The organism is Streptomyces vinaceus (assembly GCF_008704935.1).
GTDB lineage: Bacteria > Actinomycetota > Actinomycetes > Streptomycetales > Streptomycetaceae > Streptomyces > Streptomyces vinaceus.
In genome coordinates, this window is the sequence record NZ_CP023692.1 from 3205905 (window position 1) to 3221534 (window position 15630).

Consider the following 15630-nt stretch of genomic DNA (forward strand, 5'->3'; position numbering starts at 1 on the left):
GCCACCCCGCTCGTTCCGTTCAATCCCCAACGGAAGCCCGGAGTCCCCCACATGAGCCTGTCCGTCTCCCGGCGTCTCGCCGCCGTGACCGTGATCGCGGTCGCCGGCCTGTTCGCCTCCACCGCTCCCGCCGCACTCGCCGCCCCCACGGCGGCGACCGCGGCGCCGACCCCGCCCGACATCCCGGTCGCCAACGTCAAGGCGCACCTGGCGCAGCTCCAGTCCATAGCCACCGCCAACGGCGGCAACCGGGCCCACGGCCGGGCCGGCTACAAGGCCTCGATCGACTACGTGAAGGCCAAGCTGGACGCGGCCGGGTTCACCACCACGCTGCAGACCTTCACCAGCAGCGGCGCGACCGGCTACAACCTGATCGCCGACTGGCCGGGCGGCGACCCGAACTCGGTGCTGATGTCCGGCTCCCACCTGGACTCGGTGACCGCCGGTCCCGGCATCAACGACAACGGATCCGGCTCGGCCGCCATCCTGGAGACGGCGCTGGCCGTCTCGCGCGCCCAGCTCCAGCCCACCAAGCACCTGCGGTTCGGCTGGTGGGGCGCCGAGGAGCTCGGCATGGTCGGGTCGAAGTACTACGTGAACAACCTGCCGGCCGCGGAGAAGTCGAAGATCTCCGGATACCTGAACTTCGACATGATCGGCTCGCCGAACCCGGGCTACTTCGTCTACGACGACGACCCGACCATCGAGCAGACCTTCAAGAACTACTACGCGGGCATCGGCATCCCGACGGAGATCGAGACCGAGGGCGACGGACGCTCCGACCACGCCCCGTTCAAGAGCGCGGGCATCCCGGTCGGCGGCCTGTTCTCCGGCGCCGACTACACGAAGACCGCGGCGCAGGCGCAGAAGTGGGGCGGCACCTCCGGCCAGGCCTTCGACCGCTGCTACCACGCCTCGTGCGACACCTCGGCGAACATCGACGACACCGCCCTGGACCGCAACTCCGACGCCATCGCGTACGCGATCTGGAACCTGGGGGCGGCCACCCCCGTCCCGCCGGGCAAGTCCTTCGAGAACACGGCGGACGTGAACATCCCGGACTCCCCCGGCGCCGCGGTGAACTCGCCGATCACGGTCTCCGGCGTCACGGGCAACGCCCCGGCCACCACCAAGGTCGACGTGAACATCGTCCACACCTACATCGGTGACCTGGTGGTCGACCTGGTCGCCCCCGACGGCACGGTCTACAGCCTGCACAACCGCAGCGGCGGCAGCGCGGACAACCTCGTCAAGTCGTACACGGTCAACGCGTCGAGCGAGGTGGCCAACGGGGTCTGGAACCTGCGGGTGAAGGACGGCGCGGCGCAGGACACCGGCTACGTCAACAGCTGGAAGATCACCTTCTGAGCCGGGGCCGCGACGGCACGGCCTAGGAAGAGGCCGTCTGCGGCTCCTGTATGAGGGCCCTGAGTTCCTCGGCGACCGTCCCGATGTCGGCGCGGCCCAGCTTCGCCGCCTCCACCAGGTCGCCGAGGTCCTCCGGCGAAGGCAGTTGTCTGGCTCCCGCCACGCGCAGGTACGAGCGCGTGGCGGCGGCCGCGTAGAACTCGTTCATCGGCGATTCCAGCGCCGGGCACACCGCGAGGGTGTGCAGAAACGCGGCGGCCCGCCACGCGGTGTCCGGGGCGGGCTGTTCGGGCACCAGGACGAGGTCGTTCTGGTGCCGGGCGACCGCGGCGGCCACACCAGAGGGATCCCACACGGCGGGATCTGACGGGAGATGGTGGGCCAGAGCGGTCCAGGCCCACTCCATGGTGATCTTCAATTGCCGAACCGCTCCTGGAAGTAGCTCCAGTGGTCGGCGAACTCCTCGATGCCGGACAGGAAGTTCTTCCGGTCCTCGTCGAGCTCGCGTTCCGTTACCTCGGTGATCAGCGCGGTGACCGTCGTCCCCAGTGCCGCCGCGCGCGCCTTGAGGCGCTCGTGGAACTCTTCGTCCAGGCGGATGGTGACGTGTCTCGACATGCTTTTCACGGTACAGCGGGCTCGCTGTACACAGGGCCGGAACGGCCGAAGGGTGGGCAGGGACACAGTCCCCGCCCACCCTTCGGACAGCTCTACCGCAGCTGCGGCCCTACTTGTTGGCGTCGGCCGCCTGCACCAGCGCGTCCTTGGTGACCGCGCCGACGTAGACCTTGCCGTCGTCCGTGATCAGCGCGTTGACCAGGCGGGTCTTGAAGACCCGACCCTCGCCGAACTTTCCGTTGACCTTGCCGCCGAGGGAGTCGAGGAACTGCTTGGCCTCCTTGGGGGCGTCCTTGCTGTTCTCCAGCTCCTGGAGGCCCTTGCCCGCGCCGGTGTCGATGCGGGCGATGGTCGCCCAGCCCTCGCCGAGCACCTTCGTCTCGCCGCCCTTGCCGTCCTTGCCGCCCATGCCGCCGGTCAGGGCGTCCAGGCCGGGGAAGGCGTCCAGGCCCTTGAACTCCTTGCCGTGGCCGTCCTTGCCCGCCTCGGCGGCGCCCTCGGTCACCTTGGCGCCCTTGGGCGCGGTGAACGCGAACGTGTCGGCGGAGGGCTTGGCGAAGTCCACCTTGGTGAACCCGGCGTCGACGATCGGCTTGCCGCCCTCGGCCGCGAGCAGCTGGACCCGCAGCGGCACGCCGTTCGCGGCGTCCACCGCGATCTTGACCGAGCCGACGGTCGATCCGCTCTGCTTCGGCTTCAGCACGAGCTGGTAGGCGTCCCGGCCGGCCACCTGCGCGGTCTCGCCGACGCTGACGTCCGTGGTCTGGCCGGCGGCCTTCAGCACGTCCTGGGCCAGCTGCTGGGGCGAGGCGCCGCCCAGCCGCTCGGCCGTCTTCTTCTGGTCCTTGCCGGCCGCCGCCTCGGGGTTCTTCTCGTGCCAGACCTCATTGGCCTTGCTGTCGTACCCCCACACGTCGGCGCCGTTGTGGATGAGGCTGTACTCGTCCTTGCCGTCCACGAACGTGAGCTTCTGGCGGTCCGGGCCGTCGGCCGCGACGCGCACGGTGTGCGAGCCGTTCGCCAGCTGCGCGATCTTGTCCTCGGGATTGGCCGAACCGCCCGCGACGCCCCCGCCGCCGGCGCCGCCGAGGAGGCCGCTCGCCAGCTTCGGCAGACCCAGGTCGGTGCTGATCTTCGCGCTGCCGGACAGCTGCTGCACGTCGGAGGCCGCGACCTTCTCGATCAGCTGCTGCGCGGTCATCTTCGGCAGGTCCGGTCCGCCGGAGTTCGCGAAGGCCGGGACCATCGCCACGGTCGCGGCGGCCACACCCGCCACCGCGACCGGTACGGCGTACCGGGCGGCCTTGCGGGTCTTTGCGTTCGTTGCCATGTCTGCCCTACCTCTGTGTCACCCGTTCTGGTGTGTCTCCATCTGACCAAAGGGGAGGGGGCCGGGGCGTCACTCCCCGGGGCCAACTCGGCGTACGCCCCAGGGATGACACGACGGGGGCCCGGCCTCCCCCACCCGTAGGGGTTGCCGGGCCCTCGCCCCTGCCGAAAGTCCTGCCCGGACGTATCCGGGCGTACCGGCCGCGTCCCGGCCGACGGGCCCTAGCCGGCTCGGTGCACCACCGCGTCGCACAGCTCTTCCAGCGCCGACTTCGCGAAGCACTCCGGCAGCGGCGCCAGGGTGGCCCGCGCGTCCTGCGCGTACCGGATCGTGTCGCGGCGGGCCTGCTCCAGCGCGGGGTGCACCCGCAGCCGGGCGAGGACCTCCGCGTGCACGGCGTCGTCGCTCAGGTCCCCGTCGAGGAGGCCCACGAGCTCCAGGTCGCCGGGGTCGCCGCCCTGGGCCGCCATCTCGCGCAGCCGCAGCACGGGCAGCGTCGGGATGCCCTCGCGCAGGTCGGTCCCCGGGGTCTTGCCGGACTCGTGCGAGTCGGAGGCGATGTCCAGGACGTCGTCGGCGAGCTGGAAGGCGGTGCCGAGGCGCTCGCCGTACTGGGTGAGGATGTCGACGACCGACTCGTCGGCCCCGGACATCAGCGCGCCGAACCGGCCGGAGACCGCGATCAGCGAGCCGGTCTTGCCGGCGATGACGTCGAGGTAGTGCGCGACGGGGTCGCGCCCGTCGCGCGGGCCGGCCGTTTCCAGGATCTGGCCCGTGACCAGCCGCTCGAAGGCCTCCGCCTGGATGCGTACGGCCTCGGGTCCGAGGTCGGCCAGGATGTGCGAGGCGCGGGCGAACAGGAAGTCACCCGTCAGGACCGCGACCGAGTTGCCCCAGCGGGCGTTGGCGCTGGCCACCCCGCGGCGCACGTCCGCCTCGTCCATGACGTCGTCGTGGTAGAGCGTCGCCAGATGGGTGAGTTCCACGACCACCGCGGAGGGCACGATTCCGGGCGCGTAGGGATCGCCGAATCGGGAGGCGAGCATCACCAGCAGCGGCCGGAACCGCTTGCCTCCGGCCCGCACCAGGTGCTGTGCGGCCTCGGTGATGAAGGGGACTTCGCTCTTGGTGGCCTCCAGCAGACCCGCCTCGACGGCGGCCAGTCCGGCCTGGACATCGGTCTCAAGAGCCTGGTCCCGCACGCTCAGTCCGAACGGCCCGACGACGGTCACGAGGGGTACTCCTGTCTGCTGACGATCACGGTGACGATCACCTGGATTGTCGATGTGTCGCTGCCATCACTCAAGCCAGCGTATCCGGTCTGTTTTCGATCACCGAGAGCGGCCGCCATGTCGCCACCCGCGCACTGCCCGATGCGCACCGGTATGTTCTTGAGGAGCCGAAACAACCGGAGAATGCGTTTTGTCCAGAACTGACACTGCAATAGAGGAGCCGGCGGAGCCGGTCGACCCGGAGGCGGACCAGCCGCCGCCCTCCGACGACCACGCCTTCCTCGGGCACCCCCGGGGCCTCGCCACGCTGTCCGGACTGGAGGTCTGGGAGCGCTTCTCGTTCCTCGGCATGCAGGCCATCCTCGTCCTCTACTTCGCGGACGCGGTGGCCGACGGCGGCCTCGGGATGGACCCGGGCACCGCGGCCTCCGTCGCGGCGGCCTACGGGACCATGGTCTACCTCGTCTCCGTCGCCGGCGGATGGCTCGCCGACCGGATCCTCGGTTCGTACCGGGCCGTGCTCTGGGGCGGCATCCTGATCGCCTGCGGCCACTACGCCATGGCGGTGCCGACGGCCGCCATGACCTGGACGGGCCTCGGCCTGATCAGCGCGGGCACCGGCCTGCTCAAGCCCAACGTGGCCAGCATGGTCGGCAAGCTGTACCGGACGAGCGACGACCGGCGCGACGCCGGCTTCGCCCTCTACTACATGGCCATCAACATCGGCGCCTTCGCCGGCCCCCTGATCACCGGCTGGCTCGGCGAGCACCAGGGCTGGCACTGGGGCTTCTCCGCCGCCGCACTCGGCATGACCGCGGGCCTGGTCCAGTACGTCCTCGGCCGCCGCCATCTGGCCGGTCGAAAGCACTCGGCCGAGTACGCCCTCGCCCCCGACGCGATGCGCCGCGCCGTCCGGCGGACCGTCGCCGGACTCCTCGCCGCGGGCGCCCTCGCCACCCTTCTGGCGGCCCTCGGGTGGCTCACCATGGGCCGCTTCGTCGACCTGCTCACCCTCGTCTCGGTGATCGCCCCGGTCGTCTACTTCGCGGTGATGTTCCGCAGCCCGCGGGTGACGCGCGAGGAGCGCGGGCGGCTGCGGCCCTACGTGGTGCTCTTCCTCGCCTCGGTCGCCTTCAACTTCATCCTCTTCCAGGCGTACTCGACGATGATGCTGCTCGCGTCGACGAACGCCCGGACCGAGATCCTCGGCTTCCACTTCCCCGCGAGCTGGTACGCCTCCGCGCTCGGCGCCTTCGAAGTGGCGCTCGCCCCGGTCGTCGCCGCGCTGTGGGTCAAGATGGGCCGCCGCCAGCCGCACGCCTCCAACAAGATCGCCATCGGGGTGGTCCTGGGCGGCCTGTCCTTCCTGCTGATGGTCATCCCGACCTCCGGGCACGGCGGGGAGGCCTACCGGATGGCCGCCTGGTGGATCGTCGGCTCGTACCTGCTGCTCGGGCTCGGCGACGTCCTGCTGGAGACCTCCGGCATGTCGGCCACCACGAAGCTCGCCCCGAGGGCCTTCGCCAGCCAGACCATGGCGCTGTGGTTCCTCTCCCTGGCCCTGGCCAACGGCATCCAGGCCCAGGTGGTCAAGGTCTACGGCCACGTGTCCGCCCCCGCGTACTTCGGCGTCAACGGCGCGATCGCGGTGGCGGCCGGCCTGGCCGTGTTCGCACTGGCGCCGTGGCTGCGGCGCACGATGCACCCCGTCCACTGAGGCCCAGGTGGTGGTTTCCGCATGATCATCCGTACCGAGTTCCCGTACAGGACGACCCACGAGGATGTCCGGATCCCGATGCCTGCGGGTACCTCCCAGGCCGAAGGCTCCGGGGGAGGCGTGGAGCTGTACGCCCGGATCTGGCGGCCCGTGACCGACGAGCCGGTCCCGGCCCTGCTGGAGTACCTGCCGTACCGGCTGACCGACTGGACCGCGCCGCGCGACTGGCAGCGCCACCCCTGGTACGCGGGGCACGGCTACGCCTCGGTCCGGGGGGACGTACGGGGCCACGGATGCAGCGGCGGGAACCCGGGCGACGAGTACGACGCGCAGGAACTGGCCGACGGGGTCGCGGTGGTGGAGTGGCTCGCGCGGCAGCCGTGGTGCACGGGGTCGGTGGGGATGTTCGGGATCTCGTGGGGCGGCTTCAACTCCCTCCAGATTGCGGCGCTGGCCCCCGAGGCCCTGAAGGCCGTGGTCACGGTCTGCTCGACGGACGACCGGTACGACAACGACGTCCACTACATGGGCGGCTCCGTGCTGGCCGTGGACATGCACGCGTGGGCGGCGACCATGCTGGCCTTCGCGGCGCGGCCGCCGGACCCGCTGTTCGCCGGGGACGGCTGGCGGGAGCAGTGGCTGGCGCGGCTGGAATCCGTCGAACCCCTGATCCACACCTGGCTGTCGCACCAGACGCGGGACGGCTACTGGCGCCACGGCAGCGTCTGCGAGGACTACGGGGCGATCGGCGCGGCCGTCCTCGCGGTGGGCGGCTGGCACGACCCGTACCGGGACACCGTGCTGCGGCTGGTCTCCCACCTCCCGGACGACCGGGTGCGGGGGCTGATCGGGCCGTGGTCGCACCAGTACCCGGACCGGGGGCTGCCGCCGGGGCCCGCGATCGGCTTCCTCCAGGAGACCCTGCGGTGGTGGGACCACTGGCTCAAGGGCGCGGAGAACGGGGTGATGGACGAGCCGCTGCTGCGGTCGTGGATCTCGGAGTCCCATCCACCGGCGACCACGTACGAGGTGCTGCCGGGGAGGTGGGTCGGGGACGCCGAGTGGCCCTCCCCGGCCGTCACCCCGGTCACGTACGCGCTCCAGGGCGCGCCGGTGGTCGTGGCCTCGCCGCAGCACACGGGGCTGGACGCGGGGCGGTTCTTCCCGTTCGGCAACGACGCGGACCTGCCGCCGGACCAGCGGGAGGAGGACGCGAAGTCGGCGTGCTTCGAGTTCCCGGTGGGGCGCGAGCCGGTGGAGGTCCTGGGCCGGGCGCAGGTGACGGTCCGGCTCCGGATGGACGTCCCGTACGGGCAGGTGGTGGCGCGGCTGTGCGACGTGGCGCCCGACGGGTCCTCGACGCTGGTGACGCGGGGCGCGCTGAACCTCTCGGCGCGGCTGGGGCGGGACAAGGCGGTGCCGTGGCCGGTGGGCGCGTACGAGGACGTGGTGTTCGAGCTGAACGGCATCGGGCACCGCTTCGCCGCCGGGCACCGGATCCGGCTCGCGCTGTCCTCGGCGTACTGGCCGTGGATCTGGCCGCGGGCCGGGTCGGAGGCGGGGTGGACGGTGGATCCGGCGGGGAGTTCGGTGGTCCTGCCGGTGCGCGCGGCGTCCGCGGAGCCCGAGGTCGGCTTCGAGCCGCCGGAGCAGGCCGAGCCGCTGGGGGTGTCGTACCCGGCCACGCTGGACGAGCCGCGGCCGGAGCGGCTGGTCGTACGGGACGTGGCGCGGGGGCGGTGGCGGCTGGAGGTCGACCCGCGGTACGGGGGGACCCGGGTGTATCCGGACGGGCTGGAGTACGGGGAGGACGCGGAGGAGGTCTACGAGATCGACTCGGCGGACGCCCTGTCGGCGCGGACGGGCTCGCGCTGGCGGATCCGGCTGCACCGGCCGGAGCTGGGCTGGGAGGCGCGGGTGGAGACGCGGTCGGAGATCTCGTGCGACGAGGGCGGCTTCCTGACGTCGAACGAGGTGGTGTGCCGGGAGGGCGACGAGGTGGTGTTCCACCGGACGTGGGAGCGGCGGCTGCCGAGGACGGCGGGCTGAGGGCAGGGCCCTGCGGAGCCCGGAGGACCCGGGAGCGGCGGGGCCGGGCACGCCCGGCCCCGGCCCCCGGACACCCCTAGTGGGCGTAGAGGCGTTCCAGGACCACCGCGATGCCGTCCTGCTCGTTGGAGAGGGTCAGTTCGTCGGCCACCGCCATCAGCTCGCGGTGGGCGTTGGCCATGGCCACTCCGTGGGCCGCCCACGCGAACATCGGGATGTCGTTCGGCATGTCGCCGAAGGCGATCGTCGACGCCGGGCCGACGCCCAGCGCCTGCGCCGCCAGTTCCAGCCCGCTCGCCTTGCTGACGCCCGGCGGCTGGAGCTCCACCGTGTGCTCCCCCGCCATCGTCACGTTCACCAGGTCCCCGACCACCGCGCGCGCCACCCGCGTCAGCTCGTCGTCGTCCAGCTCCGGGTGCTGGAGCAGCACCTTGTTGATCGGCGCGGCCCACAGGTCCCCGCGCCTGCGCACCCGCACCGTCGGCAGGTGCGGATGCCACATGCGGTAGCCCGGCCCTATCAGCATTTCGGCGTCCAGGCCCTCCTGGTTGACCGCCGCGTACACCTCGCCGATCTCCGCCTCGATCTTCCCGAGCGCCACCTCGGCCAGCTCCCGGTCCAGCGCGACGGAGTGCAACAGGCGCGCGCCCGCCGTGTCGTACACCTGCGCGCCCTGCCCGCACACCGCGAGCCCCTCGTAGCCGAGGTCGTCGAGTACGTGACGGACCTGCGGAACGGGGCGTCCGGTGACGATGATGTGCTGGGCGCCCGCGGCGCGCGCCGTCGCGAGCGCCGCGTACGAGCGGGCGGAGACGGTGTCTCCGGCGCGCAGCAGGGTCCCGTCCAGGTCAGTGGCGATCAAGGCGAACGGGAGGGCCGAAAGCGGGGCGGAAGTCACGGCGCAAGGATACGGACCCCTTTGGACAAGTCCTACAAATAGAGCCCGAATCCGGCCTCCCACCGGTCCCACTGGCCACGTAACGTATCAACCAGCCCCCGGGACACCCCCGGTCCGCAGCGAAAGCGAGGCAGTACCCCATGCCCCAGCAGAGCCCCCTCGATGTCCCCGAGGGCGACCCGTTCGGGCCGCACAACCTCCCGTACGGCGTCTTCTCGACCGCCGGGTCCACCGGCGGCGAGCCGGCCCGCCGCCGTATCGGCGTGCGCATCGGCGCACACGTGCTCGACGCGGGGGCGGTCGCGGCCGCGCTCGGTTCCCCGTACGCCGCGCTGCTCGGGCAGCCCTCGCTCAACCCGCTGCTCGCCGCCGGCCGCACCACTTGGCGCGACGTGCGCCGCGCGCTGACGGCGTGGGTGACCGACCCGGGCCACCGCGAGACGGTCGAGGCGCACCTCTTCCCGCTGGACGCCGTCACCCTGCACCTGCCGTACGAGGTCGCCGACTACGTCGACTTCTACGCGAGCGAGCACCACGCCACCAACGTGGGCCACATCTTCCGCCCGGACGGCGAGGCGCTGACCCCCAACTGGAAGCACCTGCCGATCGGTTACCACGGCCGCTCCGGCACGGTCGTGGTCTCGGGGACGGACGTCGTACGGCCCTCCGGTCAGCGCAAGGCACCCTCCGACCCGGCGCCCGTCTTCGGCCCGTCCGTCAAGCTCGACATCGAGGCCGAGGTCGGCTTCGTCGTCGGTACCCCGTCCGAGCAGGGCCGCCCGGTGCCGCTGGCCGACTTCGAGGACCACGTCTTCGGGCTGTTCCTGCTCAACGACTGGTCGGCGCGCGACATCCAGGCCTGGGAGTACGTGCCGCTCGGCCCCTTCCTCGGCAAGTCCTTCGCCACCTCCGTCTCGGCCTGGGTCACCCCGCTGGAGGCGCTGGAGGCGGCCCGGGTCGCCCCGCCCGCCCGCGACTTCCCCCTCCTGCCCTACCTCGACGACGCCGAGGCCGACCGGCCCGGCGGCTTCGACCTGCACATCACCGTCTCCATCAACGGCCAGGAGGTCGCGCGGCCGCCGTTCGCGACGATGTACTGGACCGCCGCCCAGCAGCTCGCGCACATGACGGTCAACGGCGCCTCCCTGCGCACCGGCGACGTCTACGGCTCGGGCACGGTCAGCGGACCCGAGGTCGGCCAGCGCGGCTCGCTGCTGGAGCTGACGTGGAACGGCCGCGACGCCATCGAGCTCGCCGACGGCAAGCGCACCTTCCTGGAGGACGGCGACACCGTCACCCTCACCGCGTGGGCGCCGGGCCCCGGGGGCACCCGCGTCGGCCTCGGCGAGGTCACCGGCCGCATTGTGGGATCCCTCCCGGCGCAGCCCTGACGGACACGGCCGGCCCGGCCGGGCAGGTCGAACGGACCTGGCCGGCCGGTCAGCGGCCGGGTCGCTCAGCCGGCCGGCCGCTCAGCCGCTCAGCCGCGTGACAGGCTCAGCGCCACCGCCTGGAACCAGGCGCCGTGTTCGAGGGGCTTCATGGACACGCTCGGCTGCCTCTACAGGTAGAACGGGACGGTGGTCTGGACGGCGAAGCCGTACGGGCTCGCGGGCTCGCGGCGCAGGACGACCCGGGCCGCGCGGACCTCGACGGGTTCCTGTCCGGCGAGCGCCATCGCCTCCAGCAGCACCCGGCCGACGGGCTCCCCCCGGGACGGCCAGGAGGCCTCGATGGTGAGGCGGGCCCGCGTCCCCTGGGCCGGCCAGCGGTGGATGACCTGCTCATTGGCGGTCACCACCTGCTGGGTGGCCCACTGGGCGGTCTCCCGGTCGGGGTAGGTGGCGGATCGGGTCAGCATGGGTTCGTCCTCTCAAAGCACCCCTGCGTCAGTAGGCGGCGAAGTTCCAGAACAGCCCGACCTCGGTGTCGGAGACGACGACCAGGCCGGAGTCCTCCCAGTAGAAGGTCATCGGGCTGTAGCTCCAGTGGGAGGCCCCGAAGTCCAGCGTGCCGTTCCCGGGTGCGCCGACGGTGACGTTGGTGTGGCAGGTGAACGTGGACCCGTAGCGGGCCAGGAGGGTGCGGGCCAGGTCCTGAAGCTCCTCGGGGCTCTCGGTGAACCGTTCGAGGTTGCGCAGGGTGCAGCCGTCGTCGGTGAGCGCGAGCAGGAGGTTCTGCGCGCTCGTACGGTCGATCTCCCGCAGCCGTTCCCCGATGTCGACCGGGGTGAGCGGGCGGAAGGGGTCGGCCGGCGGGGGCGGGCGGAAGGGGAAGGCCGGCCGCGCCGCCCGTTCGGGGTCGTCCGCGGTGTCGTCGAGCCCGGCCCAGCCGCGCGGGTCGGGGACGGCGCGCTCCATGACGGCGAGCACGTCGGCCCGCCAGTCCTCGTGCGTGCGCGGACCGGTGGCGATGAACGCGTACGCGTCCTCGTAGAGGTGCCGTACCGCCGCTTCCCAGGACGCCTGGTCGATGGACATCTTCGAAGAACCGTTTCTCACTTGCTGGGCATGGACGTCATGACGGTGAACGGAGGATTGCGGCGGGACGGTTCCGTGCGGAACCGCGGCGATACGCTGGGCGCACCCGCGAGACTCCAGTTCATGGGAGCACTGATGAACCCGGAATACAGCTGGCCGAAGCCACCCGAGGGCGGCTGGACCGCGGACGACCTGGACACGCTTCCGAATCTGCCCCCGCACACGGAGCTGATCGACGGGAGCCTGATCTTCGTGGGTCCGCAGACCCTCTTCCACTCGCGAGCGGTCAGCTTCTTCGAGAGGCAGATCGAGTCGCTGGCCCCGGAAGGGCTGGAGGTCCTGCGCGAGTTCACCATCGACATCGATCGACACAACCGCCCCGAGCCGGATGTCATCGCCGCGACCGCGAGACCAAACCCCTGAAGTACGCGCGCGCCAAGATCCCCCACTTCTGGCGGGTCGAGAACCGGGAGGGGCGGGCCGTTGTCTACGTCTTCGAACGCGAACCGGCCACCGGCACCTACACGAGCACCGGAATCTTCCACGACCGGCTGAAGGTCTCCGTCCCCTTCCCCATCGACCTGGACCTTTCCGAGGTCTGGCCGCAGCGGCGGAAGACGGAATAGCCGGCACACGCACCAGGGCCCGGCTCCCCGAAGGGGGCCGGGCCCGGGTGCGTGCGGGGCGGACGGTCAGCGCACGAACGTGCTCGCCTGGCCCGCCAGGTCCAGGAAGTACTGCGGGGCCACGCCCAGGACCAGGGTCACCGCCACGCCCACCGCGATCGTCGTCATCGTCAGCGGCGAGGGGACGGCCACCGTCGGGCCGTCGGCCTTCGGCTCGCTGAAGAACATCAGGACGATGACCCGGATGTAGAAGAACGCGGCGATCGCGGACGAGATCACACCGACCACGACCAGCGCCCCGGCTCCACCCTCCGCCGCCGCCTTGAACACGGCGAACTTCCCGGCGAAGCCGGAGGTCAGCGGGATGCCGGCGAAGGCCAGCAGGAACACCGCGAAGACCGCCGCCGTCAGCGGCGAACGGCGGCCCAGGCCGGCCCACTTGGACAGGTGCGTCGCCTCGCCGCCCGCGTCGCGCACCAGCGTGACCACCGCGAACGCGCCGATCGTCACGAAGGAGTACGCGCCCAGGTAGAAGAGGACGGACTGGACGCCCTGCGCCGAGGTCGCGATCACGCCGGCCAGGATGAAGCCCGCGTGCGCGATCGAGGAGTACGCCAGCAGCCGCTTCACGTCGGTCTGGGTCACCGCGATCACCGCGCCGGCCAGCATCGTCAGGATCGCCACGCCCCACATCACCGGCCGCCAGTCCCACCGCAGGCCCGGCAGGACCACGTACAGCAGGCGCAGCAGCGCACCGAACGCGGCCACCTTCGTCGCCGCCGCCATGAAGCCCGTGACCGGGGTCGGGGCGCCCTGGTAGACGTCCGGGGTCCACATGTGGAACGGGACCGCGCCGACCTTGAAGAGCAGGCCCATCAGGATCAGCGCGCCGCCGATCAGCAGCAGCGCGTCGTTGCCCATGGTGTCGGCGAGCGCCGGGTCGATCTTGCTGACCGTGCCGTCGACCACGTCGGCGATGGCCGCGTACGAGACCGAGCCCGCGTACCCGTAGACCAGCGCGATGCCGAAGAGGAGGAAGGCGGAGGAGAAGGCGCCGAGCAGGAAGTACTTGACCGCGGCCTCCTGCGACATCAGCCGCTGGCGGCGGGCGACGGCGCACAGCAGGTACAGCGGGAGGGAGAAGACCTCCAGGGCCACGAACAGCGTCAGCAGGTCGTTCGCCGCCGGGAAGATCAGCATGCCGGAGACCGCGAACAGGGCCAGCGGGAAGACCTCGGTGGTGGTGAAGCCCGCCTTGACGGCGGCCTTCTCGCTCTCGCTGCCCGGTACGGACGCCGCCTGCGCGGCGAAGGAGTCCACCCGGTTGCCGTGGGCCGCCGGGTCCAGGCGCCGCTCGGCGAAGGTGAAGACCGCGACGATCGCGGACAGCAGGATGATCCCCTGGAGGAACAGTGCCGGGCCGTCCACGGCCACCGCGCCCATCGCCGCGATGTGCGCCTTGTCGCTGCCGTACCCGCCGGCGGCGAGGCCGACGACCGCCGCGAAGGCCGAGGCCAGCGCGGCGACGGCGAGGAACACCTGGACGTAGTAGCGGGACTTGCGCGGTACGAAGGCCTCGACGAGGACTCCGAGGACCGCCGCGCCCACCACGATCAGCGCGGGCGCGAGCTGCGCGTATTCGATGTGCGGGGCCGGGATCCGGTCGATCGGTTCCCCGGCCGCCAGTGTCAGCAGCCCATGGGCCGCAGCCATGGTGCTCACTTCGCCGCCTCCCCGTTCTTGGCCTCGACGGCCACCTGTGGCTTCGGGTCCTTCTCGTGGACGTCGGACATGGTGTGCTCCACCGCCGGGTTGACGATCTGGGTGAGCGGCTTCGGGTACACGCCGAGCCCGATCAGCAGCACGACCAGCGGGGCGACCACCAGCACCTCGCGCAGGCGCAGGTCCTTCATCGTGCGGACCTCCTCCTTCACGGGGCCGGTCATCGTCCGCTGGTAGAGCACCAGGGTGTAGAGCGCGGCCAGCACGATGCCGATGGTGGCGATGATGCCGATGACCGGGTACCGGGCGAACGTGCCGACCAGGACCAGGAATTCACTGACGAAGGGGGCGAGGCCCGGCAGCGAGAGGGTGGCCAGGCCACCGATCAGGAAGGTGCCGGCCAGCACCGGGGCCACCTTCTGCACACCGCCGTAGTCGGCGATGAGCCGGGAGCCGCGGCGCGAGATCAGGAAGCCGGCGACCAGCATCAGCGCCGCCGTCGAGATCCCGTGGTTGACCATGTACAGCGTCGCGCCCGACTGCCCCTGGGAGGTCATCGCGAAGATGCCCATGATGATGAACCCGAAGTGGGAGATCGAGGCGTACGCGACCAGGCGCTTGATGTCCCGCTGCCCGACCGCGACCAGGGCGCCGTAGACGATACTGATCAGGGCCAGGACGAGGATCGCGGGCGTGGCCCACTTGCTGGCCTCGGGGAACAGCCCGAGGCAGAAGCGGAGCATCGCGAAGGTGCCGACCTTGTCGACGACCGCGGTGATCAGCACGGCGACCGGGGCGGTGGCCTCGCCCATCGCGTTCGGCAGCCAGGTGTGCAGCGGCCACAGCGGGGCCTTCACCGCGAAGGCGAAGAAGAACCCGAGGAACAGCAGCCGCTCGGTGTTGGCCGCCATGTCGAGCGTGCCCGCGGCGCGGGCGGCGGTGATCTCCTGGAGCGAGAAGTTCCCGGCGACCACGTACAGGCCGATGACGGCGGCCAGCATGATCAGGCCGCCGACCAGGTTGTAGAGGAGGAACTTCACCGCCGCGTACGAGCGCTGCGCGGCCGCGTTCTCGTCGGAGCCGGCGTGCGCCCGGTCCCCGAAGCCGCCGATGAGGAAGTACATCGGGATCAGCATGGCTTCGAAGAAGATGTAGAAGAGGAAGACGTCGGTGGCCTCGAAGGAGATGATCACCATCGCCTCGACCATCAGGATCAGGGCGAAGAAGCCCTGCGTCGGCCGCCAGCGCGAGGAAGAGGTCTCCAGAGGGTCGGCGTCGTTCCAGCCGGCCCCGATCACGAACGGGATCAGCAGGGCGGTGAGCCCGATGAGCGCCACCGCGATGCCGTCGACGCCCAGTTCGTAGCGCACGCCGAAGTCGGCGATCCAGGCGTGCGATTCGGTGAGCTGGTAGCGGGCGCCACCGGGCTCGAAGCGGACCGCGACGAGCACGGCCAGGACCAGTGTCGCCAGCGAGAAGAGCAGCGCCAGCCACTTGGCGGCGGTCCTGCGGGCGGCCGGGACGGCCGCCGTCAGGACGGCGCCGACCGCGGGGACCGCCGCCGTCACCGTCAGAAGCGGGAAACTCATC

At 71.4% G+C, this 15630-nt stretch carries 13 protein-coding genes and 1 pseudogene; 5 read left to right on the plus strand and 9 right to left on the minus strand.

The window, feature by feature from the left end; genetic code table 11:
* Window positions 1–51: 51 nt before the first annotated feature.
* Window positions 52–1368 carry a M28 family metallopeptidase gene (locus CP980_RS14195; RefSeq protein ID WP_150528303.1) on the plus strand — a complete coding sequence of 439 codons (1317 nt, stop codon included), beginning with the start codon at window positions 52–54 and terminating at the stop codon, window positions 1366–1368.
* Window positions 1369–1390: 22 nt separating this feature from the next.
* On the opposite strand, the gene CP980_RS14200 is transcribed toward CP980_RS14195, so the two are convergent.
* From CP980_RS14200 to CP980_RS14215, 4 genes are all read right to left on the minus strand, one after another.
* Window positions 1391–1786 carry a hypothetical protein gene (locus tag CP980_RS14200; protein WP_229907154.1) on the minus strand — a complete coding sequence of 132 codons (396 nt, stop codon included), beginning with the start codon at window positions 1784–1786 and terminating at the stop codon, window positions 1391–1393.
* Complete coding sequence (locus CP980_RS14205) at window positions 1783–1986, minus strand: ribbon-helix-helix domain-containing protein (protein WP_229337077.1); 204 nt, start codon at window positions 1984–1986, stop codon at window positions 1783–1785. The genes CP980_RS14200 and CP980_RS14205 overlap by 4 nt, the downstream gene beginning before the upstream one ends.
* 109 nt (window positions 1987–2095) lie before the next feature.
* Window positions 2096–3316 carry a LolA family protein gene (locus CP980_RS14210; protein ID WP_150528304.1) on the minus strand — a complete coding sequence of 407 codons (1221 nt, stop codon included), beginning with the start codon at window positions 3314–3316 and terminating at the stop codon, window positions 2096–2098.
* 221 nt (window positions 3317–3537) lie between these two features.
* Complete coding sequence (locus CP980_RS14215) at window positions 3538–4548, minus strand: polyprenyl synthetase family protein (RefSeq protein WP_099889988.1); 1011 nt, start codon at window positions 4546–4548, stop codon at window positions 3538–3540.
* A 190-nt stretch (window positions 4549–4738) separates the two neighbouring features.
* Here CP980_RS14215 and CP980_RS14220 point away from each other — a divergent pair, with 190 nt between their 5' ends.
* Together CP980_RS14220 and CP980_RS14225 are read left to right on the plus strand one after the other, a co-directional pair.
* Entirely contained in the window at window positions 4739–6265 is a 1527-nt protein-coding gene (locus CP980_RS14220) for a peptide MFS transporter (RefSeq protein WP_189998900.1), read from the plus strand.
* Between the two features lie 21 nt (window positions 6266–6286).
* The gene (locus tag CP980_RS14225) at window positions 6287–8314 is read left to right on the plus strand and encodes a CocE/NonD family hydrolase (protein WP_150528305.1); all 2028 of its coding nucleotides are present in this window, start codon (window positions 6287–6289) and stop codon (window positions 8312–8314) included.
* 76 nt (window positions 8315–8390) lie between these two features.
* Here the strand turns inward: CP980_RS14225 and CP980_RS14230 are convergent, their stop codons facing one another.
* Window positions 8391–9212 carry an HAD family hydrolase gene (locus CP980_RS14230; RefSeq protein ID WP_123513095.1) on the minus strand — a complete coding sequence of 274 codons (822 nt, stop codon included), beginning with the start codon at window positions 9210–9212 and terminating at the stop codon, window positions 8391–8393.
* Window positions 9213–9352: 140 nt separating this feature from the next.
* Here CP980_RS14230 and fahA point away from each other — a divergent pair, with 140 nt between their 5' ends.
* The gene (gene fahA, locus CP980_RS14235; protein ID WP_150528306.1) at window positions 9353–10603 is read left to right on the plus strand and encodes a fumarylacetoacetase; all 1251 of its coding nucleotides are present in this window, start codon (window positions 9353–9355) and stop codon (window positions 10601–10603) included.
* Window positions 10604–10773: 170 nt separating this feature from the next.
* Here the strand turns inward: fahA and CP980_RS14240 are convergent, their stop codons facing one another.
* A complete protein-coding gene (locus CP980_RS14240; RefSeq protein WP_150528307.1) occupies window positions 10774–11073 on the minus strand; it encodes an RNase A-like domain-containing protein in 300 nt (99 codons plus the stop codon).
* A 28-nt stretch (window positions 11074–11101) separates the two neighbouring features.
* Window positions 11102–11692 (minus strand): hypothetical protein, encoded by a 591-nt coding sequence (locus CP980_RS14245; protein ID WP_150528308.1) that lies wholly within the window; start codon window positions 11690–11692, stop codon window positions 11102–11104.
* Between the two features lie 123 nt (window positions 11693–11815).
* Here CP980_RS14245 and CP980_RS14250 point away from each other — a divergent pair.
* A pseudogene (locus CP980_RS14250) lies at window positions 11816–12318 on the plus strand (Uma2 family endonuclease).
* Window positions 12319–12384: 66 nt separating this feature from the next.
* Here the strand turns inward: CP980_RS14250 and nuoN are convergent.
* Window positions 12385–14031: an NADH-quinone oxidoreductase subunit NuoN gene (gene nuoN / locus CP980_RS14255; RefSeq protein ID WP_189998914.1), complete on the minus strand. Its 1647-nt coding sequence runs from the start codon at window positions 14029–14031 to the stop codon at window positions 12385–12387.
* Between the two features lie 5 nt (window positions 14032–14036).
* Window positions 14037–15629 (minus strand): NADH-quinone oxidoreductase subunit M, encoded by a 1593-nt coding sequence (locus tag CP980_RS14260; RefSeq protein ID WP_150528309.1) that lies wholly within the window; start codon window positions 15627–15629, stop codon window positions 14037–14039.
* Window position 15630: the final 1 nt, after the last annotated feature.